Annotated in this window: 26 protein-coding genes; 7 read left to right on the forward strand and 19 right to left on the reverse strand. The window is 57.1% G+C overall.

The annotated features are described in order from the left end of the window. Positions 1-27 precede the first annotated feature (27 nt). Complete coding sequence (locus GSF27_RS11875; RefSeq protein ID WP_202410422.1) at positions 28-1,611, forward strand: phospholipase D family protein; 1,584 nt, start codon at positions 28-30, stop codon at positions 1,609-1,611. 25 nt (positions 1,612-1,636) lie between these two features. Here GSF27_RS11875 and GSF27_RS11880 read toward each other — a convergent pair whose 3' ends face one another. Both GSF27_RS11880 and GSF27_RS11885 read right to left on the reverse strand, forming a co-directional pair. Next, positions 1,637-2,812: a VWA domain-containing protein gene (locus GSF27_RS11880; RefSeq protein ID WP_160969308.1), complete on the reverse strand. Its 1,176-nt coding sequence runs from the start codon at positions 2,810-2,812 to the stop codon at positions 1,637-1,639. Between the two features lie 28 nt (positions 2,813-2,840). Continuing rightward, positions 2,841-3,689, reverse strand: a complete 849-nt coding sequence (locus GSF27_RS11885; protein WP_160969309.1) for a MoxR family ATPase — start codon at positions 3,687-3,689, stop codon at positions 2,841-2,843. Between the two features lie 231 nt (positions 3,690-3,920). Here GSF27_RS11885 and GSF27_RS11890 point away from each other — a divergent pair, with 231 nt between their 5' ends. Continuing rightward, positions 3,921-4,934: a hypothetical protein gene (locus tag GSF27_RS11890; protein ID WP_160969310.1), complete on the forward strand. Its 1,014-nt coding sequence runs from the start codon at positions 3,921-3,923 to the stop codon at positions 4,932-4,934. A gap of 17 nt (positions 4,935-4,951) precedes the next feature. Further along, positions 4,952-5,662: a hypothetical protein gene (locus tag GSF27_RS11895; RefSeq protein ID WP_160969311.1), complete on the forward strand. Its 711-nt coding sequence runs from the start codon at positions 4,952-4,954 to the stop codon at positions 5,660-5,662. A 23-nt stretch (positions 5,663-5,685) separates the two neighbouring features. On the opposite strand, the gene GSF27_RS11900 is transcribed toward GSF27_RS11895, so the two are convergent. The 3 genes from GSF27_RS11900 to GSF27_RS11910 all read right to left on the reverse strand — a co-directional run bounded on the left by GSF27_RS11900 (position 5,686) and on the right by GSF27_RS11910 (position 9,559). After that, positions 5,686-6,096 carry a VOC family protein gene (locus GSF27_RS11900; protein ID WP_160969312.1) on the reverse strand — a complete coding sequence of 137 codons (411 nt, stop codon included), beginning with the start codon at positions 6,094-6,096 and terminating at the stop codon, positions 5,686-5,688. Between the two features lie 123 nt (positions 6,097-6,219). Then, entirely contained in the window at positions 6,220-7,068 is an 849-nt protein-coding gene (locus tag GSF27_RS11905; protein ID WP_160969313.1) for an SDR family oxidoreductase, read from the reverse strand. 184 nt (positions 7,069-7,252) lie between these two features. Continuing rightward, complete coding sequence (locus GSF27_RS11910) at positions 7,253-9,559, reverse strand: S9 family peptidase (RefSeq protein ID WP_160969314.1); 2,307 nt, start codon at positions 9,557-9,559, stop codon at positions 7,253-7,255. A 170-nt stretch (positions 9,560-9,729) separates the two neighbouring features. Here GSF27_RS11910 and GSF27_RS11915 point away from each other — a divergent pair, with 170 nt between their 5' ends. Then, positions 9,730-9,987: a hypothetical protein gene (locus GSF27_RS11915; protein ID WP_160969316.1), complete on the forward strand. Its 258-nt coding sequence runs from the start codon at positions 9,730-9,732 to the stop codon at positions 9,985-9,987. 12 nt (positions 9,988-9,999) lie between these two features. On the opposite strand, the gene GSF27_RS11920 is transcribed toward GSF27_RS11915, so the two are convergent. The 10 genes from GSF27_RS11920 to GSF27_RS11965 all read right to left on the reverse strand — a co-directional run bounded on the left by GSF27_RS11920 (position 10,000) and on the right by GSF27_RS11965 (position 17,705). After that, positions 10,000-10,470 (reverse strand): cytochrome P460 family protein, encoded by a 471-nt coding sequence (locus GSF27_RS11920; RefSeq protein ID WP_160969318.1) that lies wholly within the window; start codon positions 10,468-10,470, stop codon positions 10,000-10,002. Between the two features lie 82 nt (positions 10,471-10,552). Beyond that, positions 10,553-11,425, reverse strand: a complete 873-nt coding sequence (locus GSF27_RS11925) for a DUF2182 domain-containing protein (protein WP_160969320.1) — start codon at positions 11,423-11,425, stop codon at positions 10,553-10,555. Continuing rightward, complete coding sequence (locus tag GSF27_RS11930; RefSeq protein ID WP_160969322.1) at positions 11,422-12,054, reverse strand: DUF1326 domain-containing protein; 633 nt, start codon at positions 12,052-12,054, stop codon at positions 11,422-11,424. Before GSF27_RS11930 ends, GSF27_RS11925 begins: the two co-directional genes overlap by 4 nt. A gap of 233 nt (positions 12,055-12,287) precedes the next feature. Next, positions 12,288-12,479: a DUF3185 family protein gene (locus tag GSF27_RS11935; RefSeq protein WP_160969324.1), complete on the reverse strand. Its 192-nt coding sequence runs from the start codon at positions 12,477-12,479 to the stop codon at positions 12,288-12,290. 256 nt (positions 12,480-12,735) lie between these two features. After that, complete coding sequence (locus GSF27_RS11940; RefSeq protein ID WP_160969326.1) at positions 12,736-13,047, reverse strand: hypothetical protein; 312 nt, start codon at positions 13,045-13,047, stop codon at positions 12,736-12,738. A 55-nt stretch (positions 13,048-13,102) separates the two neighbouring features. Further along, entirely contained in the window at positions 13,103-14,134 is a 1,032-nt protein-coding gene (locus tag GSF27_RS11945; protein ID WP_160969328.1) for a DUF2157 domain-containing protein, read from the reverse strand. 510 nt (positions 14,135-14,644) lie between these two features. Beyond that, on the reverse strand, positions 14,645-15,490 hold the full coding sequence (locus GSF27_RS11950; RefSeq protein ID WP_160969330.1) for a restriction endonuclease: 846 nt from the start codon (positions 15,488-15,490) through the stop codon (positions 14,645-14,647). A 460-nt stretch (positions 15,491-15,950) separates the two neighbouring features. After that, the gene (locus tag GSF27_RS11955; protein WP_160969332.1) at positions 15,951-16,424 is read right to left on the reverse strand and encodes a hypothetical protein; all 474 of its coding nucleotides are present in this window, start codon (positions 16,422-16,424) and stop codon (positions 15,951-15,953) included. Between the two features lie 110 nt (positions 16,425-16,534). Then, positions 16,535-16,942 (reverse strand): hypothetical protein, encoded by a 408-nt coding sequence (locus GSF27_RS11960; RefSeq protein ID WP_160969334.1) that lies wholly within the window; start codon positions 16,940-16,942, stop codon positions 16,535-16,537. Positions 16,943-17,438: 496 nt separating this feature from the next. Further along, positions 17,439-17,705 carry a hypothetical protein gene (locus tag GSF27_RS11965; protein WP_160969336.1) on the reverse strand — a complete coding sequence of 89 codons (267 nt, stop codon included), beginning with the start codon at positions 17,703-17,705 and terminating at the stop codon, positions 17,439-17,441. 249 nt (positions 17,706-17,954) lie between these two features. On the opposite strand from GSF27_RS11965, the gene GSF27_RS11970 reads away from it, so the two are divergent. Further along, complete coding sequence (locus GSF27_RS11970) at positions 17,955-18,914, forward strand: integron integrase (RefSeq protein ID WP_160969338.1); 960 nt, start codon at positions 17,955-17,957, stop codon at positions 18,912-18,914. 34 nt (positions 18,915-18,948) lie between these two features. Here GSF27_RS11970 and GSF27_RS11975 read toward each other — a convergent pair whose 3' ends face one another. The 4 genes from GSF27_RS11975 to GSF27_RS11990 form a co-directional block, all read right to left on the reverse strand. Continuing rightward, complete coding sequence (locus GSF27_RS11975) at positions 18,949-20,325, reverse strand: malonyl-CoA decarboxylase (protein ID WP_160969340.1); 1,377 nt, start codon at positions 20,323-20,325, stop codon at positions 18,949-18,951. 355 nt (positions 20,326-20,680) lie between these two features. After that, entirely contained in the window at positions 20,681-22,168 is a 1,488-nt protein-coding gene (locus tag GSF27_RS11980; protein WP_160969342.1) for a class I adenylate-forming enzyme family protein, read from the reverse strand. 22 nt (positions 22,169-22,190) lie between these two features. Then, positions 22,191-22,481: a hypothetical protein gene (locus GSF27_RS11985; RefSeq protein ID WP_160969344.1), complete on the reverse strand. Its 291-nt coding sequence runs from the start codon at positions 22,479-22,481 to the stop codon at positions 22,191-22,193. 49 nt (positions 22,482-22,530) lie between these two features. Then, the gene (locus GSF27_RS11990; RefSeq protein WP_202410423.1) at positions 22,531-23,757 is read right to left on the reverse strand and encodes a CaiB/BaiF CoA-transferase family protein; all 1,227 of its coding nucleotides are present in this window, start codon (positions 23,755-23,757) and stop codon (positions 22,531-22,533) included. A gap of 170 nt (positions 23,758-23,927) precedes the next feature. On the opposite strand from GSF27_RS11990, the gene GSF27_RS11995 reads away from it, so the two are divergent. Beyond that, positions 23,928-24,707, forward strand: a complete 780-nt coding sequence (locus GSF27_RS11995; RefSeq protein ID WP_160969346.1) for an SDR family NAD(P)-dependent oxidoreductase — start codon at positions 23,928-23,930, stop codon at positions 24,705-24,707. A gap of 214 nt (positions 24,708-24,921) precedes the next feature. Continuing rightward, a complete protein-coding gene (locus tag GSF27_RS12000; protein WP_160969348.1) occupies positions 24,922-25,275 on the forward strand; it encodes a rhodanese-like domain-containing protein in 354 nt (117 codons plus the stop codon). Positions 25,276-25,544 lie beyond the last annotated feature (269 nt).

The following is a 25,544-nucleotide window of genomic DNA, read 5'->3' on the forward strand; positions in this document are numbered from 1 at the left end:
ACCCACTAACACCGGATCGGGTCAAGCATGGTTCCAGTTCTCCCTCGCGCCTTGCGCACCAGCCGCTGGCTGCTGTCATTGTCTCTCGGGCTGCTGTTGTCAGCGTGCCAGTCCACGCCGGAATACCACCCGGAGGAGCGCCAACAGAGCTATACCCTGAGTGGGGGAGCGGGTACCCGCCTGCGGGATTTTATTGAACCGAAGATGGCAGGGCATGAGAGTGACCAGAGCGCGCTCTACCTGTTGCAGGATGGCCTGGAAGCGTTTGTGGCGCGGGTGACGCTGATGGACGAGGCGGATGTCTCGCTGGACCTGCAGTACTACATCTTCGCCGATGATACCTCCGGCCTGATCATTCTTGCCAAGGCCCTGCAGGCAGCGGACCGCGGTGTGCGGGTGCGCCTGCTAGTGGACGATGTGGGCACATTGATCACCGACAGTTGGGTGTCGCTGTTGCAGTATCACCCCAATATCGAGATCCGGGTGTTTAATCCGGTAGCGGCGCGGGCCGGCATGAGCCGTGTGATGCAGGGGCTCAGCGAGTTTGAGCGGGTCAATCACCGCATGCACAACAAACTGCTGGTGGCTGACGGGCAGGTCATTATCACCGGTGGACGCAATATCGCCGACGCCTACTTCTCCAACGACGAAACCCTGTTTCACGATGTGGATATCATCTGCGCGGGTCCCGTGGTGCAGCAGGCTACGGCCAGTTTTGATGCCTACTGGAATCATCCGGTAGCGGTACCGCTGGATATCCTGTTGCCCCCGAAAGAGGGCGCTGAAGGCTTGCAGCGCCTGCGGCAAAAGTCAGCGGAATTTATTGAGCAGACCCGGCACAGTGTCTTTGCCGAAGCCCTGCGGGAAACACCGCTACTGCACCGTATCCAGAGTGGCGAACTGAGCTTTGCCTGGGGGCGGGCACAACTCTACGCCGACCCGCCGGACAAGGCCGCCCGTCACGACGAGGTGGATCGCAGTGAGTACCTGATCGAACACCTGTTGCCGGTGCTGGCCCGCTCTGAGCAACGCCTGCAAATGAGCTCGGCCTACTTTATTCCCGGTGACATGGGCGTGGAGTTCCTCACCGCACTGGAGCGCCGGGGCGTGGAGGTGTCGGTGTTGACCAACGCCCTCAGCACCACCGATGTTGGCGTGGTGCACAGCGGTTACAGCAAATACCGCGACGACCTTTTGCAAAACGGTATAGAGCTTTGGGAGCTGCGCAGCCAGGCCGGCAGAAATACCCGCCTGAAATGGTTCAAGGGCAGCTCCCGCGCCAGCCTGCACGCCAAGTCATTTGTGATTGATGATGATCGTGCGGTAATCGGTTCCGTTAACCTGGATGGTCGTTCGGTGCTGCAGAACACGGAGATAGGCGTATATGTGGAGAACCCGGAGATCAACCGGCAGCTGGCAGAGACGTTCGCGCGCTGGACCTCACCGGAATCCGCCTGGCGGGTGACGCTGGATGACGACAGTAACCTGCGGTGGCAGGCCACCGATGATGAAGGCAACCCCATAGTCGAACACAAGGATCCGGAGACCAGCGCCTGGCAGCGTTTCAAAGTGTGGGTGCTGTCGCTGCTGCCGGTGGAGAAACAGATCTGACATTACGACCACTGGTTGCCCACGCTTATTTTGAGAGGTAGCTCATCGCCTCTTCAAGGCCGTGTACCGTCAGCGGGTACATGTGCCCCTGCACAAACTCGCGCATGATGCCGACGGTTTTGGTGTTGTCCCAGCGTGATTCCGCCAGAGGGTTGATCCACGCCACCTTGTTGTAATTGTCGGCCACCCGCTTCATCCACACTGCACCAGGCTCCTTGTTCTGGTGCTCCACACTGCCGCCCCGTTTCATGATCTCGTACTCGGACATGGCGGCGTCGCCAATAAAGATCACCTTATAGTCGCGGTTGTACTTGTGAAAAATGTCGTACAGCGGAATGCGATCGTTAAAGCGACGACTGTTGTCTTTCCATACGGTTTCGTAGATGCAGTTGTGAAAGTAGAAATACTCCAGGTGTTTGAACTCGGCGCGGGCGGCGGAGAACATCTCCTCGCAGGCTTTGATATGACGATCCATGGAGCCGCCGATATCGAAAAACAGCAGCACTTTTACCGCGTTGTGGCGTTCCGGCACCATACGGATGTTGAGCAGGCCCGCATCCCGCGCCGTAGCGCGGATGGTGTCGTCCAGGTCCAGCTGATCGGCGGCGCCGGTGCGGGCAAACTTGCGCAGCCGTCGCAGTGCGACCTGCATGTCCCTTGAACTGAGTTCGTTATTGTCATCCAGGTTTTTGAACTCGCGCTTGTCCCACACTTTGACGGCGGCACCGCCACCGCCTTCTCCGCCAACGCGAATACCTTCGGGGTTGTAACCGCTGTTGCCAAACGCCGACATGCCACCGGTGCCAATCCATTTGGGGCCGCCAGCGTGACGCCCTTTCTGCTCCTTGAGGCGCTGTTTGAACAGCTCCATCAGTTTGTCGAAATCACCGATGGCTTCTACCCGGGCTTTTTCTTCATCGGTGAGATCACGCAGGTCGCCCTTCTCCAGCCACTCCTCCGGGATCATCGCCTTGATAACATCGTCGATCTCTTCCAGACCTTCGAAGTAGGCACCGAAAGCGCGATCAAAACGATCGAAATATTTTTCGTCCTTCACCATTACCATGCGACTGACGTGGTAGAAGTCTTCAATGTCCGCAAAAGCGAGATGGTTTTGCAGGGCCTGCAACAGGTCCAGCAGCTCACGCACCGTGACCGGTATGCCGATCTCGCGCAATAACAAAAAGAAACGGATAAACACTATAACAACCTGATCGCGGGCGCGGGCTTCAGCTTTGTGGATTGCGACGATTCATAAACGCCAACGTCTGCAGGGTGGTGACATCCTGCTCGTTTTTCAGCAGGGCACCGGCAAAGGGCGGAATCGGGTTGCTGCGGTCGTGGTTGGTGAGTACGTCTTCGGCCACATCGTCAGCCATCAGCAGTTTCAGCCAGTCGATCAGCTCGGAAGTGGAGGGCTTTTTCTTCAGTGCGGGTACGCCGCGCACGTCGAGAAAAATATCCAGCGCTTCCTGCACCAGCTGTTGGCGAATGTCCGGGTAGTGTACGTCCACAATCTGCTGCAGGGTGTCGCGGTCAGGGAAGCTGATGAAGTGGAAAAAGCAGCGGCGCAGGAAGGCGTCGGGCAGCTCTTTCTCGTTGTTGCTGGTGATGATAATGATGGGGCGGTGTTTGGCCTTGATGGTCTCGCCGGTTTCGTAAACGAAGAACTCCATCTTATCGAGCTCCACCAGCAAGTCGTTGGGGAACTCGATGTCGGCCTTGTCGATCTCGTCGATCAGCAGCACCACCTGCTCGTCGGAGGCAAAGGCCTCCCACAATTTGCCCTTCTTGATGTAGTTGGCGATGTCATGCACCCGCTCGTTACCCAGCTGCGAATCCCGCAGGCGCGAGACCGCGTCGTATTCGTAGAGGCCCTGCTGCGCCTTGGTGGTGGATTTGATGTGCCACTGGATCAGGCGGGTACCGGCGGAGTTGGCTACCTGCTCTGCCAGCAGGGTTTTGCCGGTGCCAGGCTCGCCCTTGATCAGCAGGGGGCGTTCCAGGGTGGCGGCGGCGTTGACCGCCAGTTGCAGCTCGCGGGTGGCGATGTAGGAGTCAGTACCTTGAAACTTCATAGCTTGGACCGTCATTCAGTATATAAAACAAATATTTTCCAGGTGATATGGGGCTATTCTAGTGGTTTGTACTCTCGCACGGCAATCCACCTGTTCGGTCGGGCTTTGGCGTGGAGCTCATTGCTCATCTATTCTGATAGTCAAGTTGGCAGATAGCTCGCAGCTTGGCAGCACTTGATGGCGAGCGCACAAAGGGTCTGACTGATGAGGGAGCCACTATTGCGGTCCCGTATGCCGGTACTGTTATTGATCTCTGTCCTGTTGGAAGGCTGCAGCAGCGCACCGGCCATGGTTGAGAAGCCGGTACTGGAGCGCTATCGTTCATCGGAAAACTATGGGGCTCTGGGGCTACAGGCTGAGGGCGCGGCAGCCCGCGAGGAGGGGGTTGACGAGTTTCTGAGTTGGGCTGGCGACTACGCAGAATCCCGAGGTATCAATGTCAAGAAGCCGGCAGAGCTGTCACAGCCGGACTCCCTGATCTCAGTAGCGGTATCAGAAGACAGCTCCTTGCGTGCGACCCTGTATCGCCATAACCGCCTTGTTGATGAGTTGGTGATACGTGGTGCTCGGGAGTCGAACGCTGTGCTGATGATTGATGAGATGTTGCTGCTTTGGCACCCGCCGGTGACACATCGTAAAAGCGAGTCCCATGTGCCTGCCTATGTGTTGAAGCCCGAATTCTATGAGGTGGGCAGGGACGGATTTGTCAAACTCGTGGCCACGAATAATGCAAACATGAACATGGGCCATCAAGCCTGGTTTCAGCTGGAGTCGTGGCTGCCGACCTTTACCTGGGAACAATTTCCGCGCGACTGGGACCTGTCTTCTGGATTGCATGCGTCTGACTTTCAGCAGGTGCGCTATGAGTTTCGCCTCGCTACCGCACGAGAGCTCGCTACGAATTTCAATATCTTTGATCGTCAACTAAGCGCCGGCTTCTCTTTTGACTTTGCAGACTTTTCTGTGGAGGCGGAGGTTGCCGAGCCCGTTTATACGTTGACTGAAAAGCTACCTCTTTGCCGACAGCTGATGTGGACAGTACGGGCACTGTTTGAACTGAACGGGTCACCACGCCAGACTGAATGGGCTGGTGCTTATCACATGTACCCGTCTATGCCGGAGAAGCCCTGGTATTTTCGTCGCAAGTTGAGCAGTGGTTTGGCTATGTATTCAGCGCCAGGCAGATATTTTTATACGGTTCTTTCCCCCAGGAATCCGTTTGCGGAAGAGTGTGTTTACCGATGAGTGGCGGGAGGTCTCTGTTGCTTCTCCTGATAATCTTGCTGTTGGTCGCTTGCACGTCAAAAAAGACTAGGATTGATGGCAGACAGTTTATCGCGGTTCCGGAACCAGCTGCGTCGAAAACAGTGACGTTGATATTGTCTGGCTATATCTCCTGCAAAGGGACTGAACAAGAGTGCCATAATTTTGACAGTCAGAAACAGAATCTTCAGAAGAAATATGAAAATTGTGTCGCACGAGGCATGCGACGAACTGCAAATCATGTTGCTCTCGTGAGGCATGATGATCAGGTGTACTACCCAACTCTTAATCCGTTAATTGAAGAGTTCACCCGGCATGGGGAAATCAGGACGGAGGACATTCAGGCCCGGCTCGCGGATACAGCGCTGGATTATGTGGTCAGTGTCAGGGCTACCACCCACATAGGCGACAGTGAATTGGCTGGTTTTGCGGAAGGCGAAGACGGTGTATTTGTATGGGGATTGGGGCAAGCCTGGGAAAAGACAGCTTTTCTTGAAGCTCGGATTTATTCGGCCAAGAGTGGTTTATTGGCCGCCGAGTTGACGGCGAAGCTGACCGATCACGCGTTTTGGATGCAGACGGGATTTGTCATCATACCCCTGATTCCGGTTGGCTGGTCTCCTGATGTTGAGGGCACCAACTGTGGGGAGATGGGCGAGGCGCTGGGACGCTTTTTTTCCGGCGCGGGTAACGGCTTTCTGGAGCCGTAACCACGCTGGCAGTGTTGCAGGCGTCAGTTGTCCTCCGGCCCTACCCACATAAAGGGGTTATGGGCCACCTCCCACAGGTGACCATCAGGGTCTTTGAAATAGCCGCTGTAGCCTCCCCAGAATACCGGCTGCGGTTGTTTCACCACCTCGGCGCCAGCTTCCGCTGCCTGCCGGATCACCTCATCCACCTCCCGTTCGCTGCTGACGTTATGGGCCAGGGCGACGCCGGGGAATCCTTCACCGGCGGCGGGAACATGGGCGTCCTGGGCCAGGGCTTCACGGCCATAGAGCCCCAGCCAGGTGCCGTTGAGGGTAAAGAAGGCCACTGATGGAGGGGATTCCATACGGGGAAAACCGAGGCCGGTTTCGTAGAACTCAATGGCACGCTGCATGTCCTCGACGCCAAGGGTGATCATGCTGATTCTGGGTTTCATGGCAGGGCTCTCTGGTTTTGGCCGCTAAGGGCTCTCTGGTTTTGGGCCGCTAAGGGCTCTCTGATTATGGGCCTGTGAAAAGGCTCTGGTTTGATTCTTATAAAAAGGACTCCGGTGTTTGCGTTAGCCGGGCTGCCCGTCAAAGGCTTCCAACTCATCAAAGGCGGACATCACTGTCTGATGATAGCTGTCCAGGTAAGTTTGGCGCAGGCTGCTGTCGGTGAGCACCATGGGCCGGTTGTGGCGCACGGCCTCCAGGCACAGGCTGGCCACCTCGCTGGCGGGACGGAAATGCAGGTCGGCCTGCTGGAAAAACCCCTCGGGGATTTTGACCCCGCCCTCCTGCGGGCCCCCAAAGCGATCGGGCCGGTAACGGGCGTTATTGTCTTTCATGCCGCTCTCCACGCCGCCGGGGCAGAGTACCGTGCAGCCCACACCGGCTTCTGCCGCTTCAATGCGCAGGTTCAGCATCATGCCGATAATGCCCATTTTCGCCGCCGCATAGGGGGCGTGATAGGGCACCCAGCCCGGCAGCAGACCGGCGGCCGAGGCAGTGGCCATGACGTGGCCATCACCGGCGCGGGCCATATCCGGGTAGAAGGCCTCCAGGCAGTGGGTGACTCCCATCAGGTTCACCTGGATCATCCAGTCCACATCGCTCTGGTCCATATCGGGCAGGTATTCAAACGAGGTGGCCCCGGCATTGGCAAACAGCAGTGAAACCGCCCCCAGCTCGCGCAGTACCCGGGACTTCATGGTGGCGACACTGTCGCGGCAGCAGACATCGCATTCCACAGCTATGGCTTTGCCTCCGGCGGCGGTGATCTCGTCAGTAACCTGTTGCGCATTGGCGGGGATAATATCGGCGACGGCCACCGCCACACCTTCCCCGGCCAGTGCCAGCGCCAGTGCACGGCCGATGCCGCTGCCAGCGCCGGTGACTACGGCGGTGCGTCCTGAGAGTTCTTGCATAGAGCGTCGCTCCTTGGGGCGTTCAGGGATCTGCCGCCCGTGATTATTATTGTGTTGGTCACGAGTATAACCCTGCTGGCGACAGAACCCGTGTGCCGGGTTACAGGGCGATTTTGCCCATACGCGGACTGTTGCCCTGCGGTGGCATCGGCTGGAAGAGCACGGATGCCCGGCAGACAAGATCTCAATCTGCTAACCCGGCTTTTGGCCCGATGGTAATGTCGAGCCAGTTGATCATCTCCCAGGTGGCATACAGCACGGTTTCCCGGCCGCGGTAGTGATGGGCCTCACCGGGAAGTTCCACGTAGCGGCACACGGCGCCTTCACCCACCAGCGCATGGAAGAAACGCCGGGCCTGCGCTTTGGGTGTGCCGGGATTGGGGTCTTCGCCACCGTGAACCAGTAACAGCGGCTTCTTCACCTTGTTGGCGTGGAAGAAGGGCGAGATGCTGCTGTAGTAATCGGTGGCCTCCCAGAAGTTACGCTTTTCATGCTGGAAACCAAACGGCGTCAGGGTGCGGTTGTAGGCACCACTCATGGCAATGCCACTGGCAAACTTGTCGGAATGGATCAACAGGTTGGCGGCGGAAAAGGCCCCGTAGCTGCGGCCGCCAATGGCGATGCGGGCGGGGTGACTGATGTTGTTGTCGACCAGGAAATCCACCAGTGCATCGGTGCTGGACACCAGCTGCGGCAGATAACCGTTGCCGTCCTCGGTACTCAGGATGGGTACCGTCGGGCTGACTACCACGGCGTAGCCGGCCAGCGTCGCGGCGATGGCCGATGGCCCCACGATGTTATGAAAACGAAAGGCTTTGCTGTCCAGCTGTTGCGCCTGTTCGGGGTCGTCGTACTCCCGCGGATAGATCCAGATCAGGGTGGGCAGTGGTTTGGGCGTGTCGTTATTTTCGGGCAGATAGAGTGTGGCCCGCAGGGTGACGCCATCGGCGCGGGGGTATTGGATCAACCGTCGTTCCACTCGCTGCAATGCGGGATAGGGATCCACGGAGGAATGCAGGGTGGTGACTGTGCCCTGCTGCACTCGATTCAGTTGCGGTGGACGGGTTTCGGTTTCCCGACGGGTGAGCCAGACCGCCTTCTCCGGGTCCAGTATGGCCAGTACCGGTTCATACACCCCCCGGGCGGCCAGCCACAGCTGCCGCGTCTCGCCGCTGTGGATATCGACGCTGTTGAGGAACGGGCGCGGGCCGTCATCGCTGAGGCCATCACCGGCGAGAAAGATGTGGCCGTTGTGCTCCAGCACGGGACCCTGCTGGCCGTCCACCCGCAGCACCCGGCCGGGGTTCGCGTCGGGATCCGTGCGATCACCACGCCAGAGTGTTTTATCACCTTCCGGCAGTAGGGCTGTGAGCACGGTGTCGCCCGCTGCGCCACGACTTAAATGCCAGGGCGTGCCTGCACTGCTCCAGCCGAAGGAGAGAATACGCGTCGGGCTGCGAGCCAGCACGACGGCTGGGGAGGCAAGAGAAGCCTCCAGCGTACGCCACTGGTATTCCACCGCACCGTCCCTGAGCGGCTGACGATAGAGGTAGCCGGCGGTGGCAGGCCGATCGGGTTGCCATTGGATACTGTCCAGCTCGGCACCGTACTCGTCGCTATCGTCAAGACCAAACCCGACCGGCTCCGACTGATAGATACGCTTGCCAGCCGCCAGCTCCCAAACCTCCACCGTTGCGGGAAAGCGCGGCGCAGTCACCAGCCGCGGGTAGGGCGGTTGCAGACGGCGCAACAGCACATACTGCCCTCCCGGCGCGACTTCAAATTGCCTGATCAGTCCCGGTGCTACGCCGTACCGCTCCACTTTGCCTTTGGTACTGATGCGCGCCAGTTCGACCGTGAAATAGTGTTCAAACCGGGCATCGTCGTAACCGTTTTCCAGCAGCATGGTGTAGGTGCGTGTCGGTAAGGCGCCACCGGGATGAGCGACCGCCACCGGGCCGTCACTGGCAGGTGCCGGTAAGGCTGGCAGCCGCTTGGGTCGCATGCGGCACAGCAGTGAGCTGGCATCGGCCCATTCACAGGGGTTGCCCCACACCGGACTCACGTGGCTGCTGAGTTTCCGCGCACGACGGGTCGCCAGGTCGTAGATCCACAGCTCCGAAGGTTTACCCGTTTTCACCTGCAGCGCCGAAAGCTTGTCGCCATCGGGGGAGAACTGCACGAAGGTAAAGCGGCTGTCGCCTTCTGCCGTCCAGGTGGCGGGTTGGGCGTGTGAGGAGCCGGTCGTGTGTTCGTCAGCGTGGGCATTGGCGTGAACCACGGTGATCTGGCGCACCATGGGTTCAATATCCGTAATGCCTGTCACCGGATCCAGTCGCACTCCGGCCAGGCCGACGCGGGGTGCCAGCAGGCGATCCATGCTGATGACCTTGTCCGTCTCCAGCAGGGCAACGTTGCCGGAGCGGGCGTGAATTAACGGTTGCGCCGGTGCCGGTGCTGTCAGCAGTTGGGTTACCGCGTCCGATGGCATCCGGTAGGGGCTTGTTGATGTCGCGGCAGTGGCCGTGGCTACCCACACAAACGCCAGCCATGCAGCGACGACCAGGCAAGCGCAGCTGCGTCTAATGACTGGCAGTAAAAATCGAAAACCACGAGAGCCGGCACGCAGCAGGACTCCTGAGTAAAACGGAGCGGCTGCGGTTGGCGCAGTCCAATGACGGGGATACCAGTGAAACGTCTTTTTCATGCAGCGACGCCTTCGTGAGTCGGACAGAACAGTGGGTCGGTGATTGTTTGCACACGGACTATGGTGCCAGCATGGTTTCATCTTTTCGCGGTCCTGGCCATCTCTTGCCTGCGGGCATGCCGGTGGATATTCAAGGCTTCATCAAGCCGTGGGAGTTGGCTTTTGTTTGGCTGGTTTGGCAGGGTGGCTCCGGCACCAGGCTGATCCGGTAAGTGTCAAAAGCACTATTTCAAATCGGCGGGAAATGTGGCCGGGTGGGTAAATACCCAGTTACGATCCTTCACCGGGGTGTGGCAGGCAATACACACCTGCATTCCCTCATTGAACGGTTGCTGGTCAGTACCAACCCAGCGCGCCCAGCCCCAGCCGTGGGAGTCTGGGTATTTGCCAGAGTCGCGGAACATAAACTCCGCGTGCACAAAAACCCCGGGTCCGGTGGCGCTGTTCCAGTCCGGCAGCTGGGTGTCTTTCCAAACCACCTTGCCGAGGATGGCGCCATCGGGCCAGGGGTTGGTGTTGCCGGTGCGGGCGGCATTAACCGCGATATCGTTCCCGAGAATGGTGCGTATGGTGTGATTGTCAGTGCGGTGCGACACCGCGATGGTGGACCAGTTCTGCCATCCTGTGGGGTAACTGATGTTGTGTGACGGGCCAGGGGATTCGGCGACGGCACCAGCCATGTACGCGCCGAGCATAGCGCATGCTCCGAAGATAGAGAGCCAGCAGTGCCTGGATTTAATAGACTTCATGGCAATACCCTCTGCGGTTACAAATCCTTCACCCGATCACTGCGGCCTGATACCAGAGTAGTATGCCGCCAATAATTAACGCCAGCGCAGACAGCCGTTGCACCCAGGGCCAGCGAGGCGAAAATTTCTCCAGCAGCACCCACACGCTAAGACCCACAATCCAGATGAGGTTCATGGCGCCGCCAACAAACAGCAGCAGCATCAGTGCCCAACAGCAGCCCAGGCAGTAGAGACCGTGATCAAGGCCCATCCGCAAGGGGCCCCAACGCCCCCGACGCCAGTGGCTGGTCAGGTACTGTGCCGGCTGCTGGCAGTGGCGCAGGCAGCTCTCCTTGAGTGGCGTCAGTTGGTAGACACCGGCAATCAACAGCAGCAATGCTGACAATTGCGGCACATTAATCCACATCATCATGGGGTGAACGATGGCTGCCCACTCCAGCAGGCCATGGGCACTGGCGGCGGCGATACTGAACAGCAGCCACATCAACAGGTAGCCGAGAGTGAACAGTGAGATGGCCGTGGCCGGTGCCGATTGGTCACTGGCAGTGCTGTCGGTATGGGTTGGGTAGTTGAAGCGGTAGACCCTGGCGTACAGCAGGATCATGGGGGACGCACTGGGCAGCATCATGGCGATCATCATCACCCACCACATGGCCAGCATGATCAGGCTGTAGTGGAGGCTCCAGCCTCCGCCGCCGGCCTGCTCCCCGTTACCGGTGGGCAATCGCCAGACGCTCATGGCCCAGGAATCCATGCCGGTGCCGGCGCCTTGCAGCAGCCAGGTCCAGCTGGCTACAGCCGTCAGGCACAGCAGCGCGCTGGTGATCCACGGCTCGCGGCCGGCCCACGCCTCCGGCAGGGACACCGGCGATGGCGGTAACCGGTTACCCTCCGGCGTCAATGGGTCATTACACCCTGGTTGTTGAGGTGGATCTCATTGAACTGGCCATAGCTGTCCTTTAACGACAGGGGAATGGGGCCGCCCACCCGGCTGGTGCCACTGCCCATCTCCGCGATGGCGTATTCGAAGCCCTGGTTCAGGTGGATCTGTACCCGGTGCTCGGCACCGGTCACCGGATTGTAGATTGGTGTCGCCTGTACATGAATGTCGTCGCCAACCCGTATTTCACTGGTGAGGCTGGCCATATCCACGTGGAATTCGATGGGGCGGAAGGCAGGCTCCAGCACCTCGTCCAGGGTGGCGGCAAACACGTTCCAGATGGTGGCGCCGGGCTCGGTTTCGGCGCCGCTGAGGATAGTCAGCAGGGCCATGCGCTGGGCCTCCGAGGTGCTGTCGTCGATGGTGATAAAGGCCTTGCCGCCGCCTTCGTGGATGGCCCCGGGCCATTTCAGTACCGTCACCACCCGCGCGCCGCTGAGATCGGTATCAGCGAAAAAACCGCTGCTGATCTCCATTGAATGGATGGCTTCGCAGTGCCCATGGGTGGGCAGGGCATTGAACTGGCAGGGGCAGCCGTAGGCGCAGTTGCAGTTGGTAAAGGCGAGAGCGTTGATTTCCCAAGGGGTCATGTGCAGTTCCTCCTGTGGTATGCAGGCCGTTGCGGCCAATGGGGAAAGAATAGCCCACGCTCGGGTATCTATCGAATAACCGGGTTGCAGGGTCTTTCCTGCCGGCGGTCGGGAGTGCGTTCGGGCACGGGGGCGTGGGCTATAGCAGCTACCGTCACAACGCTGGCGGCAACGGCAAGCAGCACAGATCCCCGTAGCGGCGGGGATCGGGGGGGCACTGAGCCGGTGCCAGTCTATTTGAGCCGGAAAACACCAATCACAATGCAGATTGCACCGCCCACCATTGCGGCCCAGGCTTCGATGGGGGAGTCGCCACCGATGGCGCGGGAGAGCTGGGCGCCGGCAGCGTCGTACTGGTTATAGCCCCAAATCGCCAGGGCTGCGCCAATAATGATCAGTATCAGTCCAATGAGTTTAGCGTTCATATAAGCTCCATTTTGTTGTTAAAGCGTTCCGCGATGCGCTGTCGCACCTGTTGTTAGATTCCATCCCGCGTATCGCTTCCCTGCGGCTCCCTGCGGCCCGATCCTGGGCCTGGTCGGGTGTTGGGTGTTATAGCCTGCGCACTGGGCGCGGGGCAAGCAATGGCTGGCTGCTGTGTGTCAATGTGGGGCGGAGATGTTGCCCCCGGGATCGCTGCCACACAGGCTTCCCGGCTTCCTGGCGACAAGTTGCGTGTCGTCATGGGTCGCTAACTACTATCTTGTCTCTGGTGATCTTAATGCTGACGCCATGCTTCTCCGACAGATCAAGACCGATAAACTGCCACACCAGGCAGTTGTAATGCAGCGGCACGGCAGGATTGCGGTCGCTATTCACGACCAGCTCCCGGCCGGCGTATTCGGCAATAAGTTCGAACGCGGTCACCAGCGGCAGGCTTTGAAAATGGAGACTGAACTCATCCCGCTCTGCGGTGCATTCGTGAGCCTGGATCACGCTTGCTGCCAGCGACAGCAACAGCATGATCATGGTGAGCCGGGCAAATCCGGACATGGTCTCTCCTGGGCTGAAACGACAGGTTGGCGGCGCAAGCCTGCCGCACCAGATGTTAACCGGCTTTGGATTCCAGCAGTTCCCGCAGCGGCAAAGGTAGATACCCACGAAATTTTCTGGTGAGGCGTTGCTCATGCATCTGCCAGAGAACACCAAGCCAGATGATGCCGATGCCGATGGCCGTCAGCGAGATCGGGAACAGCCAGCTGTCCCGGAATACGCTGGAGGCCAGGTGGCCCAGGTAACCACAGCTGCCAATAGCCCCGAAAACCACAAACACCCGACGGGTCAGTAAAACTCCCACACCTATCATCAACAGATTGATGCAGAGGTAAATAAACTTGGAGAGCTCGCTGTCGGAATACTGGGAGGACAAGCCGCCCCAGAATGCCATAACGCCGAACAGGTAAACCCAGAAGGCATAATCCGCTTTGTGCCGGGACCTGACGTCGATCCAGAAGGCAAGTCCGGTCATTAACAGTCCACTGTAGAGCGAAACCAGTTTTCTCAGCTCCCAGGTGATATCCCCTTCACTGAGCATGGCGGTAATGTCCATGGTCATATACCAAAGGGTGACCGCGATGGGCATCACCAGAAACGGGTACTTGTAACGCCAGGCAATGGTGGTGCCCACGGCGAGGGTTCCCAGCTCCATATACAGCCAATGCCATTCGATATAACGATGGTAGTCGCGATAGGTGCTGTCATCGGGCCAGATGCCAAGCCACAGCTGTGCGCCGTAGATGCCAAGCGGCGTTAAGCAAACCACAAACGTCGCACAAATCCCGGCGGGGATGGCCAGCGCCTTCGCCCGGAAACGGTTGGTAAGCATCAAGCCGGCGATGGCATAAACCATGGTGATCAGTGTAATACCGGCTCCACCAAAGGCTTCCCAGCCAAGGTTCATAAACAGCGTCATGGCGCCAATGGCAATAAGGCCGCCGCAGTAATAGAGAACATGGGTAAAACTGAAGCTGGGTGTGTTCTGGTGTTCAGCCTGGAACAGCTCGAACAGCGCGTCCGCCTGTGCGGAGCTGATGATCTGCTCAGTGACTGCCCGGTTTAGTGTCGTCCTTGTAATACGCATGTGCTATCTCGGGGGGGATGCCTTAAGAGTGGTGCCAATTAACGGGCGTAGCGAACGGACCCTTTATCAGGAGTGATCTCTGCTGAAAGCCAAATTTCCAAGTGCCTGGTACAAAGACCCCAAAGTATCTGTTGCTTGTTCATACAATGCCCTTGCTTCGGCATGGGCAAGTATGACTGGATGATCCCCCAATGCATTCTCCAGATTGGACAGTGCGATGTGAGCCCGGTCCAGGGCCTCGTGGTAACTGAATTCGTCTGGTGTAGACACAATTAAATCCTTTGATTTCATTATTTTCAGAGGCACCCATGTTTAATTGTTAGGAGGGGAAGTTTCAAAAATCCCCGGTATACGCTGATCGTCTGGTCCGTTTCATGGCGGTCACCTCTCTGTAGGTTATCTAACTATAAAGGGTGTCTACTGTTCGTGGGTAACTCGGACACCTAACGCCCCTGTGCAGCGGCGAGCGTAGCGAGTCCGGCGCCGTCAGGCGCGAACTGCCACGGATGGTTAGATTTCATCAAACCACCCACGTTTAATCGCGACCTCTTCTCGAAGCTTAACCGTTACACCTAGTCGCAGGTCCTTCAGGTGCTCTGCAAACGCGTTGCCGTCAATGAGATCAATAGGCGGAGCGCCATCCCTTTGAGCCTCTTGTCTTGCATCCCGAGTAAATGTTCCGGTTGTAATGAACAATCCTTTATCAGCCCGACCAATCATCGCACCGCGAAAGTCTCGGATTGCTGCCGATGAAACAGACCCAGTATACCGTTTGCACTGAAACACGACGTGAAATGAAAGAACGCCACCAATTTTGATGACCCCAACACCATCGATACCTCCGTCGCCTGATTTACCAGTAACTTCGACGTTTATGAATCCAAGCTCTCGCAGTAGCCTCTGACTCAAGCGCTCAAATGCATCCGGCTCGATGGATTTAAGAAGGTCGATAAGTTCTTCCTCCCAAGAGAAATCCTCAAGCTCCTCTGATTCTTCTACTACTTCTTTTGGGGATTCGCTGGGCTTCTTAACTCCAGATAGTTCCTTTACAATTTTCTTTGCCTCTTTCTGGTCAATCGAGGTCGTTTTTTGCCCTTGGGCCGTCAGAGCCCAGATTGCTCTCCCCGAATTCTCAAGAAGCCCAAGGCGCTTTAGGTAGTTACGTGCCCAAGCAAGCCGGTAGGCAAGTTTTGTCGTGTTGCCTCGGTGAATATCTTCGACTTCAAGATCAGACAAATTGAGGAGTAGGATCACCTGTTCCTCAATTTCAGTATTCGTTCCAGAACCACCTAGCTTGTGCAACGCCTGTAGAACAGGGTTGAACAAGTCGTCGTATTTGTACTTGAAGTGCTCCACCAATCTCCCCTTGTGAAATCTAACGCCGTGGTTTGGGGCGGCGAAGCGACAGCGTAGCCGTCCCGCCCCGCGCATTTTGCGGGGCAAACAAGACCACCTTGTTATGCGTGCCGTTACCACCCATTTGCAATTGCCTGTTTTATTATTGGGGCTACTGATTCTGACGTAATACCACGCTCAATACAGTATTTTGACTTTAGCCATACAGATAATGGCTTTTGCCCCTTACTTGCGTTGCAACCGCAGCAACATAAGCAGATATTTTCTCTTGTGACTATGGAGGCATCATTAATGATGTGTTCCCAACTGGCCGATGCCTTTGTTGATTCTTTGTGGGAAAGAAAATGATTGCCACAATACACACAAGACCTGTCTCGCTCTCTTACTTCCTGTTCCAGCCATGCTGGTATATTCCAATTATTTGCCATCAGGAGCTCAATTCGCTTTTACGCATAACGCCTCAATAACCGGCAGCCGAAGCGTAGCGTAGGCTGTCCGGCGCCGATAGGCGCGAAGTTGATTGACTTGTTATGAGATATTTTGCCACTGATGGGATGACGAACCTACGGCTCTCAAGCTCATGCCCAGGTGGGCAGAAGTAGTCTAGCCAGACACTCATGCTGTTGTTTTTTTGGGTAAAGTACCCGTATGCCACTGGTGCTGACGACCCAGACTCTAAGTTGGTTTGATACACCATTAGCTCTTCGCTTGTTTCAGAGATAAGGGCACTACCACTGCGAGCGGGGGCGCAGTTACCATTGATGCTTTTGGGGCCTACCAACTGAATTGATGTTGCTTCAGAGGTAACCTCAATTGTTACGGAGAATCCTAAATCCCTTGCATTTTCATACGTAATTTCGTGCTCAGTAATACCTGGAGAAGCAAATGAAGACATTGCTACAGGAATTAAAAGTATGGCAAGTAATCGATTCATAGCTTTCTCATAACGACTCAAACACCGGCTTGGTGAAGCTGGCGGATTTTTTGAAACAAAAAATGTGACAGCTTTACCAAGTCCGCGTGCTTTGACTTGTTATACGTATTTTAAAATTTGGCACAGTTAAAGCCTTGAAGCATCTGTGATGTATCCGGATTTATTTTTGTGCTTCTGACTCCGTTTTTACGAACGAATGTAGGGTATTTCATGTCAACGCGATTAACCGGAAGACCAAAAACGACTCGAACATCACCACCTTTAGGTGAAAGCACCTTGTCAGCTAATTCAGTTGATTCATCTAGCTTAATGCCATCCATCACCTTCGTGACTTTATAGTGCAATACTACATTGAGGTTTTTATTTATAACGTAGATTGAATCATTAACTACTACTGAAGAAAATTCGTTCCATCCATGCTGGGACGGCGAAAGGTCAAAAATAGCTCCTTCGCCTAAGTCTTTGTAGATAGCCTTATGCCTTCTGTCGGCAATATTAGAAACCAAAAAGTTTTGCATAGTTGACTCTCAGAAACGTATAACGCATTGCTTTGGGGCGGCGAAGCGCAGCGTAGCCGTCCCAGCCGTGCGTCTTTTGCACGGCGACCAACAGCAACTGGTTATGCGCATTGTGGACTGCCGCCACCTTACTAATAACTACTGCCGATACTGATTGTATTGCCAGCACCGGCACCCTGTAATTTATGGCTACCAAACCGCAGGCCGAACACCCTGGCCGGCACGTTTCGGTAAAACCAAATTTACCCTCCATGGCACACCTATGGGCGGCACATTTGGGAAGAGGCAACCAAACCTCCGAAGGATACTTCGCTTGGCAGGTTGCTGACTTATACACCGGTGCTGACGACGAGCAACATGCACCGGCAGGAATTATTTTAAGGCTGAAGCCTATTCAATACCGCGAACGAACGCATAACGCCGCGGTTTGGGGCGGACATGGAGCGCCAGCGGAATGGCAGTCCCAGCCGAAGGCGACAACACCGCCTTGTTATGCTTATGACATGAAAACATACACACTACCCAAGATTGCAGGCCAAAATATTAACGCACAAATTGCTCTTGTAACTTTACTGAGTTTGAAGCCGTACATCATAAAATTAAGCAGATAGAAGGCTACCCCTGCGATAAGCACTACTTTAATGATGCCAAGAATTCCGCCAGAGACTAAAAAACACAAAACGACGACAGAAAGCGCTACGACAAAATCTACAACGATTTCGATCGTATTACCTTCTTCAATATCGTAATTTTCTGAATTCATTTTCATCGTTGGATTAAAGGAGCATAACAGTCTGTTAATGAGGGCATAGCCCTCATAATAATTATTAAAAGGGAGCCCCTTTAATCCAGGGCTTCGTCAGTCCTTAGTTTTAAGATCCTGATATTCCACAAAAAAAATTCACGAAAATTCCTTTGCGCCGGGTTAAAAGGGCTTTGCCCTTTTATTACGCTTATTTGCCCCGAAAAATTTGGTCGTAAAATTCATTCTGACTTGGGAGGGATCCCGTCCATGGCGAATTCACCGTTCCTGGCTTCAGTGCGCGAGTATATGCTTGTTCGGAATTACAGCATTCGAACGATAGACAACTATTTGTATTGGATTAAATATTTCATACTTTTTTCTGGCAAACAACATCCGAGTAAACTTGGTTCAGCAGAGGTTGAGCGTTTTTTGACCCATTTGGCAGTTAATCGGGGTGTGTCTGCCAGTACCCAGAAGGTGGCATTGAATGCGGTGGTGTTTCTCAAGACCAAATATCTGGGGGAGAAGCTGGAGGGCCTTGCCAATTTTCGAAAATCATCCCGCCAACCGAAGCTGCCAGTGGTTCTGACCCATGATGAAGTGAAGCTGTTACTGCAGCAGTTGGAGGGGATGCATTACCTGATGGCGGCGTTGATGTACGGCTCGGGGTTGCGCCGTCTGGAGTTGGTTCGGCTGAGGGTAAAGGACGTCGATTTCGACTACCGCCAGATCCGTGTGTTTGACGGTAAGGGCGGTAAGCACCGATTGGTGACGTTGGCGAGTTCGTTGTTGCCATTATTAAAGCAACAGATCACCCGGGTGGAGTTGTTGCTGCAAGAGGACTTGTTGAACCCGCATTTTGCCGGGGTTCATATGCCTAACGCGCTGGGGCGTAAGCATCCGCAGGCTTGCAAGCATGTACTGTGGCAGTACCTGTTTCCGGCGAGCAAGTTGGGGGTTGATCCGCGCTGCGGTGCCATTCGGCGGCATCACTATGATGAGTCTACTGTGAACCGGTTGGTGAAATCGGCGGCCCGCAATGCTGGTATTAACAAACCGGTTACCAGTCATACCTTGCGCCACTCCTTTGCGACTCATCTGTTGGAGCGGGGCTCCGATATTCGCACGGTGCAGGTGCAGCTGGGGCATAGCGATGTGCGTACTACGGAAATCTATACCCATGTGCTGCAGCGGGGTGGCCAGGGGGTTGTCAGTCCCCTGGATTAGCGGTGTTGCGATCCGCGATTTGCCAAAGCCTGCGTTATGCAGGCTTTTTGGTGGCCACCGGTACGGCGGTGTTCTTGACCAGCTTCTGGAACTCGGCGCTGATGGCGACACGACCTTCGTTGACGAAGGCTTCGTGGTTGGTCTCCACCGACTTCAGGTCGTAGGCGTAGTTCACCAGCAGGCCAGCCGATTGCTTGATGCCGTTGGCGGAGGTGTCGCCCAGCCAGTTGAGGCGTGCGATCTGGGCGCCGTTGCCCAGGTGGAAGCGGGCCACCGGGTCCAGTGGCTGGATACCGCGTTTGGCGTTGTAGAGATAGTGGGCGCACAGTTTGGTGAGAACCGGTTGCAGCTTCTCCTTGCTCTCGGCGTTTTTGACCCAGTCGTTGCTGTCCAGCAGCTTCAGCAGGTCGCGGGTTTTCACATCAAGTACGGTACTGTCGCGGTTGGCCAGTTCCTTACTGAGCCAGCTGCGGAAGCCGGGAATGGGTGACAGGGTGGCGAACTGCTTCAGCTGTGGGAACTCCTGGCGCAGCTCAAGCACCACCTGCTTGATGAGGAAGTTACCAAAGGAGATGCTCTTCAGGCCCTCCTGGCAGTTACTGATGCTGTAGAAGATGGCGGTGTCGAAACCATCCTGCAGTTCGATATCCGGCTTGTGACCGCGGGAGTCGGTTTTGCCTTCGGTGGGGTCGGCCAGCAGCTCCTGCACATTGCCGGCGTAGCCTTTCACCAGCGCCACCTGCACAAAGATCAGTGGTTCGTCTTCCAGTGCCGGGTGGAAGAAGGCAAAGCAGCGACGGTCATCTGCCAGACGTCGGCGCAAGTCGCCCCAGCCGGTCATCTCGTGCACCGCCTCGTAAGCGATCAGTTTTTCCAGGATGTGGGCCGGTGTTTCCCAGGAGATCTGCTCCAGTGTCAGGAAGCCACGGTTAAACCAGGAGATCATCAGGTTGCGGAGGTCGTAATCCACCCCGCCGAGTTCGGGGTACTGTCCCAGCAGGTCCAGCAGGTCGCTGCGCAACTGGATCAGGGTCTCGGTACCGTCGGGGGCCATGTTGATGCGGCTGAAGAGGATCTGGCGGCGGGTTTCCACAGCATGGTAGAGGGCGCGGTAGGTGTCGCGCCCCGGAGCCTGCTTGAATGCTTCGGCGCACTTGACGATCTCTTTGGGGTCCGCTCCGAAGTCCTTGTGCAACATCTGGAAAAAAGCCAGTCGTCTTTCAGCATCAAGGGCGCTGTAGGCTTTGACCACTTCGTGTGCAATGGCGGTGCCCATGGCTTCGCCTTTGCTGGTGCACAGCTCGTTGCAGAGGCTGGCAAGGGACTGCGATTTATCCTGGCGGGCCTTGCCGGACAACAGCTCTTTACCGGCGTCGGCGATAGAGTTGACCCACTGACTGAACTTCTTCATGAAATTGATCCCCCAATGGCAATCTGGTTACATCTGGCTCGCCGCTAAATCCTTTCAGGCGTCTGAGAGAAGGTGTGCTGTAGCAGCGAAGGGTGTTGTGGAAGAGTGCGACATTTACATCGTAGCTTCCTGCAACGTTTTGGGAAACTCTGATTCACGTATTCCCGTGACGTTTTAAGAAACTCCGATTGCTGTCATTCCCGCGCAGGCGGGAATCCACTCCCTGCGGACTTCAGTGGACCCCCGCCTGCGCGGGGGTGACTAAGTCAGGAGGAGTGCGCTTTTCCCCGCAAGCAGGTGGGTATCAACAAAAAGGCCGCATCTTCCGGTGCGGCCTTTTTGTGTGGGTGCCTGATTACTGGAACCAGGTGCGAACTTCACGCCGCAACAGTTTGCCCATTTCGTTGTAGGGCAGTTCGTCGACAACTTTGATCTGTTCGGGTACCCGTGAGGAGCGCAGGTGCTGTTTGATCAGCGCGCGCAGCTCGTCTTCGCTGGGCGTGTCATGGTCCGGTTTCACCACCACGGCGATGGCCACAGCCTCACCCCACTCAAGCGAAGGTGCACCGATGGCAACGGCGTCGGCAATCGCCGGGTGCAGCGCCAGTACATCTTCGATCTCGCCGGGGGAGATGTTCTCGCCACCGCGGACGATAACGTCATCGGCACGACCGGCCAGGAACAGGTAGCCTTCCTCGTCCAGGTAGCCGGCGTCGCGGGTCGGGAACCAGCCGTCGGCATCCAGCGCGCTCTTCTCGCGGTATTCACCGGAGACCTGCTCGCCGCGCACGTAGATTTCACCACGCTCGCCAGCCGCCAGCACCTTGCCTTCATCGTCACGGATTTCCAGTTCGATGGTCGGCAGTGGTTTGCCCACGGAACCCAGGCGCGCTTTTACGGCAGGGTCATCGGACTGATGGGCCGTGCGGTGATCTTCCGGCGTCAGCAGCGCAATGGTAGAACTGGTTTCAGTCAGGCCGTAGGCGTTGGTGAAGTTACAGTTCGGGAACAGGTCCAGTGCCTTGGCGATCAACTCCGGCGGCATACGTCCACCGCCGTAGGCGATAGCGCGCACACAGGGCAGGGTGGTATCGCCTTTCTCTTCCATACGGGAAATCACGCGCGCCAGCATGGTGGGTACCAGGAAGGCGTTGGTGACTTGCTCGTCTTCTGCCAGCTTGAGCCAGGTGTCCGGGTCAAAGGCGGGCAGCATGACCATGCGGCGCATGGAGTAGAAAGAGCTCAGCATCGCCGAGATACCGGCAATGTGGTACGGCGGTACACACACCAGCTGGGCGTCGGTCTCTTCGGCGGTCATGAACTCATAAGCACCGAGGATGTAACCCAGCAGGTTGGTGTGACGCAGCAGCGCCGCTTTCGGCGCAGCGGTAGTACCACTGGTAAAGATCTGGGCGGCAATGCCTTCGCCTTCGCGCTCTTCACCGCTGGCGGAAGCAGCGGCTTCTTCGGCGGCTTTGACGAAGTCGTCGCGGGTGGCCACGGTGTGGCCGGCGCTCAGGCGGTTGGTGCGCTCAACGTCACCAATCACATAGGCGGGCTTGATGCGATCCAGCAGGGCACCCAGCTGCTCATCCGCCAAGCGGTAGTTGAGCGGCACGTAGGGGATGCCGGCCATGGCAGCGCCGAACAGGGCAATCGGGGCAGCTTCGGAGCTTTCGTCCAGCAGGGCAACGTGCTGGCAGCCGCTGCTGACGAAAATCTCTGCCGCTCCCTTGGCCGCTTCCAGCAGCTGGCCGTAGGTCCAGCGGCGGCCGTCACAGACCAGACCAACCCGGTCCGCGCCAGCTTCGGCAGCCATTTGCAAAATCAGTACGATATTCATAACTCAGGCAGCAACCGTGCGATTAGTCAGAAGATGGCAGTGGCTTGGCATCTTTGGTAGGCAGAACCTTGCCATCGATGGCCAGAGCGCCTTCGCCGGCTTTAACGCACAGCAGCTCAACGGTGCCTTCTTCGTTTACGTAGCGCTTGCCCATCAGGGTACCGCCGGCGAAGTCGGGGTTGATGGCGCCCTTGTCGGCCGCGCCTTCGGCAGTCATGGGTGCGCCACCGCACTCAACCACCAGACCGGTGCCTTTAATGACCATGACTTCGGTGTTGCACACAGTGCTTTTCAGTTTAGTTCCTGGCTTCATAATGCTCTCGTTCTTTAATCAGGCGTTATACAAATCAGGCGCGCCTTGATCAGGCAATTGCGCCTTTTTCTTTCAGTTCTTCGATCTTGTCCCACTCCATGCCCATCTCCATCAGCACCAGTTCGGTGTGCTCGGAGGCCAGCGGAGCGCGCTCGGTTTTTACCGGCTCGTGGTTAAACTGCACAGGGCCGCGCACCAGTTTGATGGGGTCGCCACCACTGGCGGATTCCACTTCAAACAGCATGTCGTTGGCCAGTGCCTGCTCGTCGGAGGTGATGTCCAGCAGGCTCTGTACCGGCGCCCACTGACCGGAGTAGGTCTTCAGGTGCTCGCGCCAGTATTTGAAATCTTTCTCGGCAAACGCAGCTACGATGATCTCGGAAGCGGCTTCCCAGTTTTGCATCAGGGCTTTCACTTCGGAGAAACGCTCGTCGTCGGCCAGCTCGGGCTTGCCGATGTGGGTGAAGAAGCTCTTGATGTGTGGGCCTGGAGTCAGGGTACACATGTTGATCACACCACCGTCGGAGCAGTAGTAGTTACCCATCAGCGGGTTGCCTGGGTTACCACCGGACTGGGGCATACGGTTGCCCATGATCTGGTTGGTCTCGATACCCATGTCGATGGAGGTACCGGCCGCCCACCAGGCGGTGCTCAGCAGGGAGACATCCAGTTCGGTGGCTTCGCCGGTCTGGGCGCGGTGGAACAGGGCCGCGGCAATACCGCCGGCGATGTTCATGCCGCCGATGGAGTCACCAAAGGCAGGTACACCCTGGGAGATAGGGCCGCCCAGCTCTTTCGGGGAGAAGGCATCGGCCAGGCCGCCGCGGTTCCAGAAGGCGGTACCGTCAAAGCCACCCACGTCACGATCCGGGCCTTTATCACCAAAGGCGGAGCCACGGGCGTAAATAATGTTGGGGTTAACCGCGCGGATGTGTTCGATGTCGAACTTCATTTTCTGGCGCTGGTTGGGCAGGTAGTTGGTCAGGAATACGTCGGCGGTCTTGGCCAGCTCGTAAATGACTTCCATGCCTTCAGGGGTGGAGATATCCACACCCACGCTGCGCTTGCCGCGGTTGGGGTGCTCAACGAAGGGGCAGCGGTTGGGGTCGGTTTCAATACCGCCCAGCTTGACGAAACCACGCTGGGTATCACCGCGCACAGGGTGCTCGATCTTGATGACGTCAGCGCCCCAGTCGGCCAGGATGGCTCCGGCGGCGGGTACAAAGGTAAATTGGGCTACTTCGAGGACTCGAACCCCTTTCATCACTTGAGCCATGCGCGCTCCTCCGTATTCTAGTTAGGCGGCGGATTATACTATTCAACAGTATTGTTGTATATAACTGGCAATTAGGGTTAAATCGCGTCTTACCTATATAGGACCTGTCAGGGGTCAAAACCCCTTTTGTCCTCTACCGTGTGGTTAATAAAAGATCAGGAGAGTAGCACATGAAGATCGATTCCTCACTCGCCGCTGTGGTTACCGGAGGCGCCTCCGGACTGGGCCTTGCGACCGTGAAAGCACTGCGTGCAGCGGGCGCCAAAGTTGCCATTTTTGACCTCAACCCGGAGACCGGGGAGAAGGCGGCTGAGGAGACCGGAGCGATTTTCTGCCAGGTAGACGTACTGTCTGACGAGAGTGTTGACGCTGCTTTCGCCAAGGCCCGTGCGGCCAATGGCCAGGAGCGTGTACTGGTGTGCTGCGCCGGTGGTGGTAACGCCATCCCTACCGCCCGTCGCGACAAGGAGACCGGCGAGATCAACATCTTCCCGTCCGACAAGTTCGAGTGGGTACTGAAGCTCAATACCGTTGGCACCTTCCGCTGCATCACCCGCGCCGCGGCCGGCATGATGACCCTGGACCCCATCGATGGTGAGCGTGGCGTTTGTATCAACACTGCTTCCGCCGCCGCTACCGAAGGTCAGATGGGCCAGGCAGCGTACTCCGCCGCCAAGGCGGCCATCGTCGGTATGACCCTCACCATCGCCCGCGACCTGGCCCGTGAAAACATCCGTATCAACACCATCCAGCCCGGTATCTTCGCCACCCCGGCCCTGCTGGGTGCGCCGCAGAAGCTGATCGATGCGCTGGGTGCCATGGTGCCTAACCCCTCCCGTCTGGGCTCGCCTGACGAGTACGCCAGCATGGCGCTGGAGATGGTGCGCAATGGCTACCTGAACGGTGAGACCATTCGTCTGGACGGTGCCATCCGCATGCAGCCACGCTGATCGGTAAATCGGTCGGGATTATAAAAGAGGCGCTTCGGCGCCTCTTTTTTTGCCTGCAGAGAACACAGGCACTGCTGCTGGTGTCAATTAATAAGCCGGTATTTGATCTGGCGGGTGGCCGGGCAGGGCCTGCAGGGCTATAAATGGCAGATCTTATCCGCCTGTTGGGGTGCCGTAGAGACGGCGCGGGAACAGCAAAAACGAGAGGTGAGTGATGCAAGTTCGTCTGAAATCTACCTGGCGCAGCCTGCTGGCGGGGCTGTTGTTACTACCGGTTCTGGCGCTGGCCGCCGATCCCATCTGGATTGATGTGCGCTCCGCAGGGGAGTGGCAGTCCGGCCACCTGGAGCAGGCGCTGCATGTGCCGCACACGGAGATTGGTGACCGTATTGCCGACATTACCGCGGATAAGGACGCCCCCATCTACCTCTACTGCCGCAGCGGCCGTCGCGCCGGGGTGGCGAAAGAGGCCCTGGAGAAGTTGGGCTACACCAATGTTACCAATGTGGGTGGGTACGAGCAGGCCAAGGCCGCGGTGGCAGGGGAGTGTGAACCGGCCAGTTGTTGATCCGGCATCATAGCTATGATGAATGGCGGTGTGGGGCCTGTAGGCCCAATAGATTCCCGCCTTCGCGGGAAGGACGGAGGGGGGGGGATCCACCTGTGGCCAGGACCACGACACAAGCACGGCTTTGTCATCCCCGCGTACAAGGTGAATTGCAGCTCGGCTGCAAGAGAGGGCGCTCTGGGGTGGGCGGGGGGCATCGGTCTGAGGGAAGGCCAGACCATTTATCGAATAGTCATCCCTGCGTACAAGGTGAATTGCGGCTCGGCTTC

The organism is Pseudomaricurvus sp. HS19, assembly GCF_009857815.1.
Classification (GTDB): Bacteria; Pseudomonadota; Gammaproteobacteria; order Pseudomonadales; family Cellvibrionaceae; genus Pseudomaricurvus.

Bases quoted from the DNA above. Each gene is read 5' to 3' on its own strand.
- GSF27_RS11875 (WP_202410422.1), top strand. From the start codon at position 28: ATGGTTCCAGTTCTCCCTCGCGCCTTGCGCACCAGCCGCTGGCTGCTG.
- GSF27_RS11885 (WP_160969309.1), bottom strand. From the start codon at position 3,689: ATGAAGTTTCAAGGTACTGACTCCTACATCGCCACCCGCGAGCTGCAA.
- GSF27_RS11890 (WP_160969310.1), top strand. From the start codon at position 3,921: ATGCCGGTACTGTTATTGATCTCTGTCCTGTTGGAAGGCTGCAGCAGC.
- GSF27_RS11900 (WP_160969312.1), bottom strand. From the start codon at position 6,096: ATGAAACCCAGAATCAGCATGATCACCCTTGGCGTCGAGGACATGCAG.
- GSF27_RS11905 (WP_160969313.1), bottom strand. From the start codon at position 7,068: ATGCAAGAACTCTCAGGACGCACCGCCGTAGTCACCGGCGCTGGCAGC.
- GSF27_RS11910 (WP_160969314.1), bottom strand. From the start codon at position 9,559: ATGCCATCGGACGCGGTAACCCAACTGCTGACAGCACCGGCACCGGCG.
- GSF27_RS11920 (WP_160969318.1), bottom strand. From the start codon at position 10,470: ATGCTCGGCGCGTACATGGCTGGTGCCGTCGCCGAATCCCCTGGCCCG.
- GSF27_RS11930 (WP_160969322.1), bottom strand. From the start codon at position 12,054: ATGACCCCTTGGGAAATCAACGCTCTCGCCTTTACCAACTGCAACTGC.
- GSF27_RS11935 (WP_160969324.1), bottom strand. From the start codon at position 12,479: ATGAACGCTAAACTCATTGGACTGATACTGATCATTATTGGCGCAGCC.
- GSF27_RS11940 (WP_160969326.1), bottom strand. From the start codon at position 13,047: ATGTCCGGATTTGCCCGGCTCACCATGATCATGCTGTTGCTGTCGCTG.
- GSF27_RS11945 (WP_160969328.1), bottom strand. From the start codon at position 14,134: ATGCGTATTACAAGGACGACACTAAACCGGGCAGTCACTGAGCAGATC.
- GSF27_RS11955 (WP_160969332.1), bottom strand. From the start codon at position 16,424: ATGAATCGATTACTTGCCATACTTTTAATTCCTGTAGCAATGTCTTCA.
- GSF27_RS11960 (WP_160969334.1), bottom strand. From the start codon at position 16,942: ATGCAAAACTTTTTGGTTTCTAATATTGCCGACAGAAGGCATAAGGCT.
- GSF27_RS11965 (WP_160969336.1), bottom strand. From the start codon at position 17,705: ATGAATTCAGAAAATTACGATATTGAAGAAGGTAATACGATCGAAATC.
- GSF27_RS11970 (WP_160969338.1), top strand. From the start codon at position 17,955: ATGGCGAATTCACCGTTCCTGGCTTCAGTGCGCGAGTATATGCTTGTT.
- GSF27_RS11975 (WP_160969340.1), bottom strand. From the start codon at position 20,325: ATGAAGAAGTTCAGTCAGTGGGTCAACTCTATCGCCGACGCCGGTAAA.
- GSF27_RS11980 (WP_160969342.1), bottom strand. From the start codon at position 22,168: ATGAATATCGTACTGATTTTGCAAATGGCTGCCGAAGCTGGCGCGGAC.
- GSF27_RS11985 (WP_160969344.1), bottom strand. From the start codon at position 22,481: ATGAAGCCAGGAACTAAACTGAAAAGCACTGTGTGCAACACCGAAGTC.
- GSF27_RS11990 (WP_202410423.1), bottom strand. From the start codon at position 23,757: ATGGCTCAAGTGATGAAAGGGGTTCGAGTCCTCGAAGTAGCCCAATTT.
- GSF27_RS11995 (WP_160969346.1), top strand. From the start codon at position 23,928: ATGAAGATCGATTCCTCACTCGCCGCTGTGGTTACCGGAGGCGCCTCC.
- GSF27_RS12000 (WP_160969348.1), top strand. From the start codon at position 24,922: ATGCAAGTTCGTCTGAAATCTACCTGGCGCAGCCTGCTGGCGGGGCTG.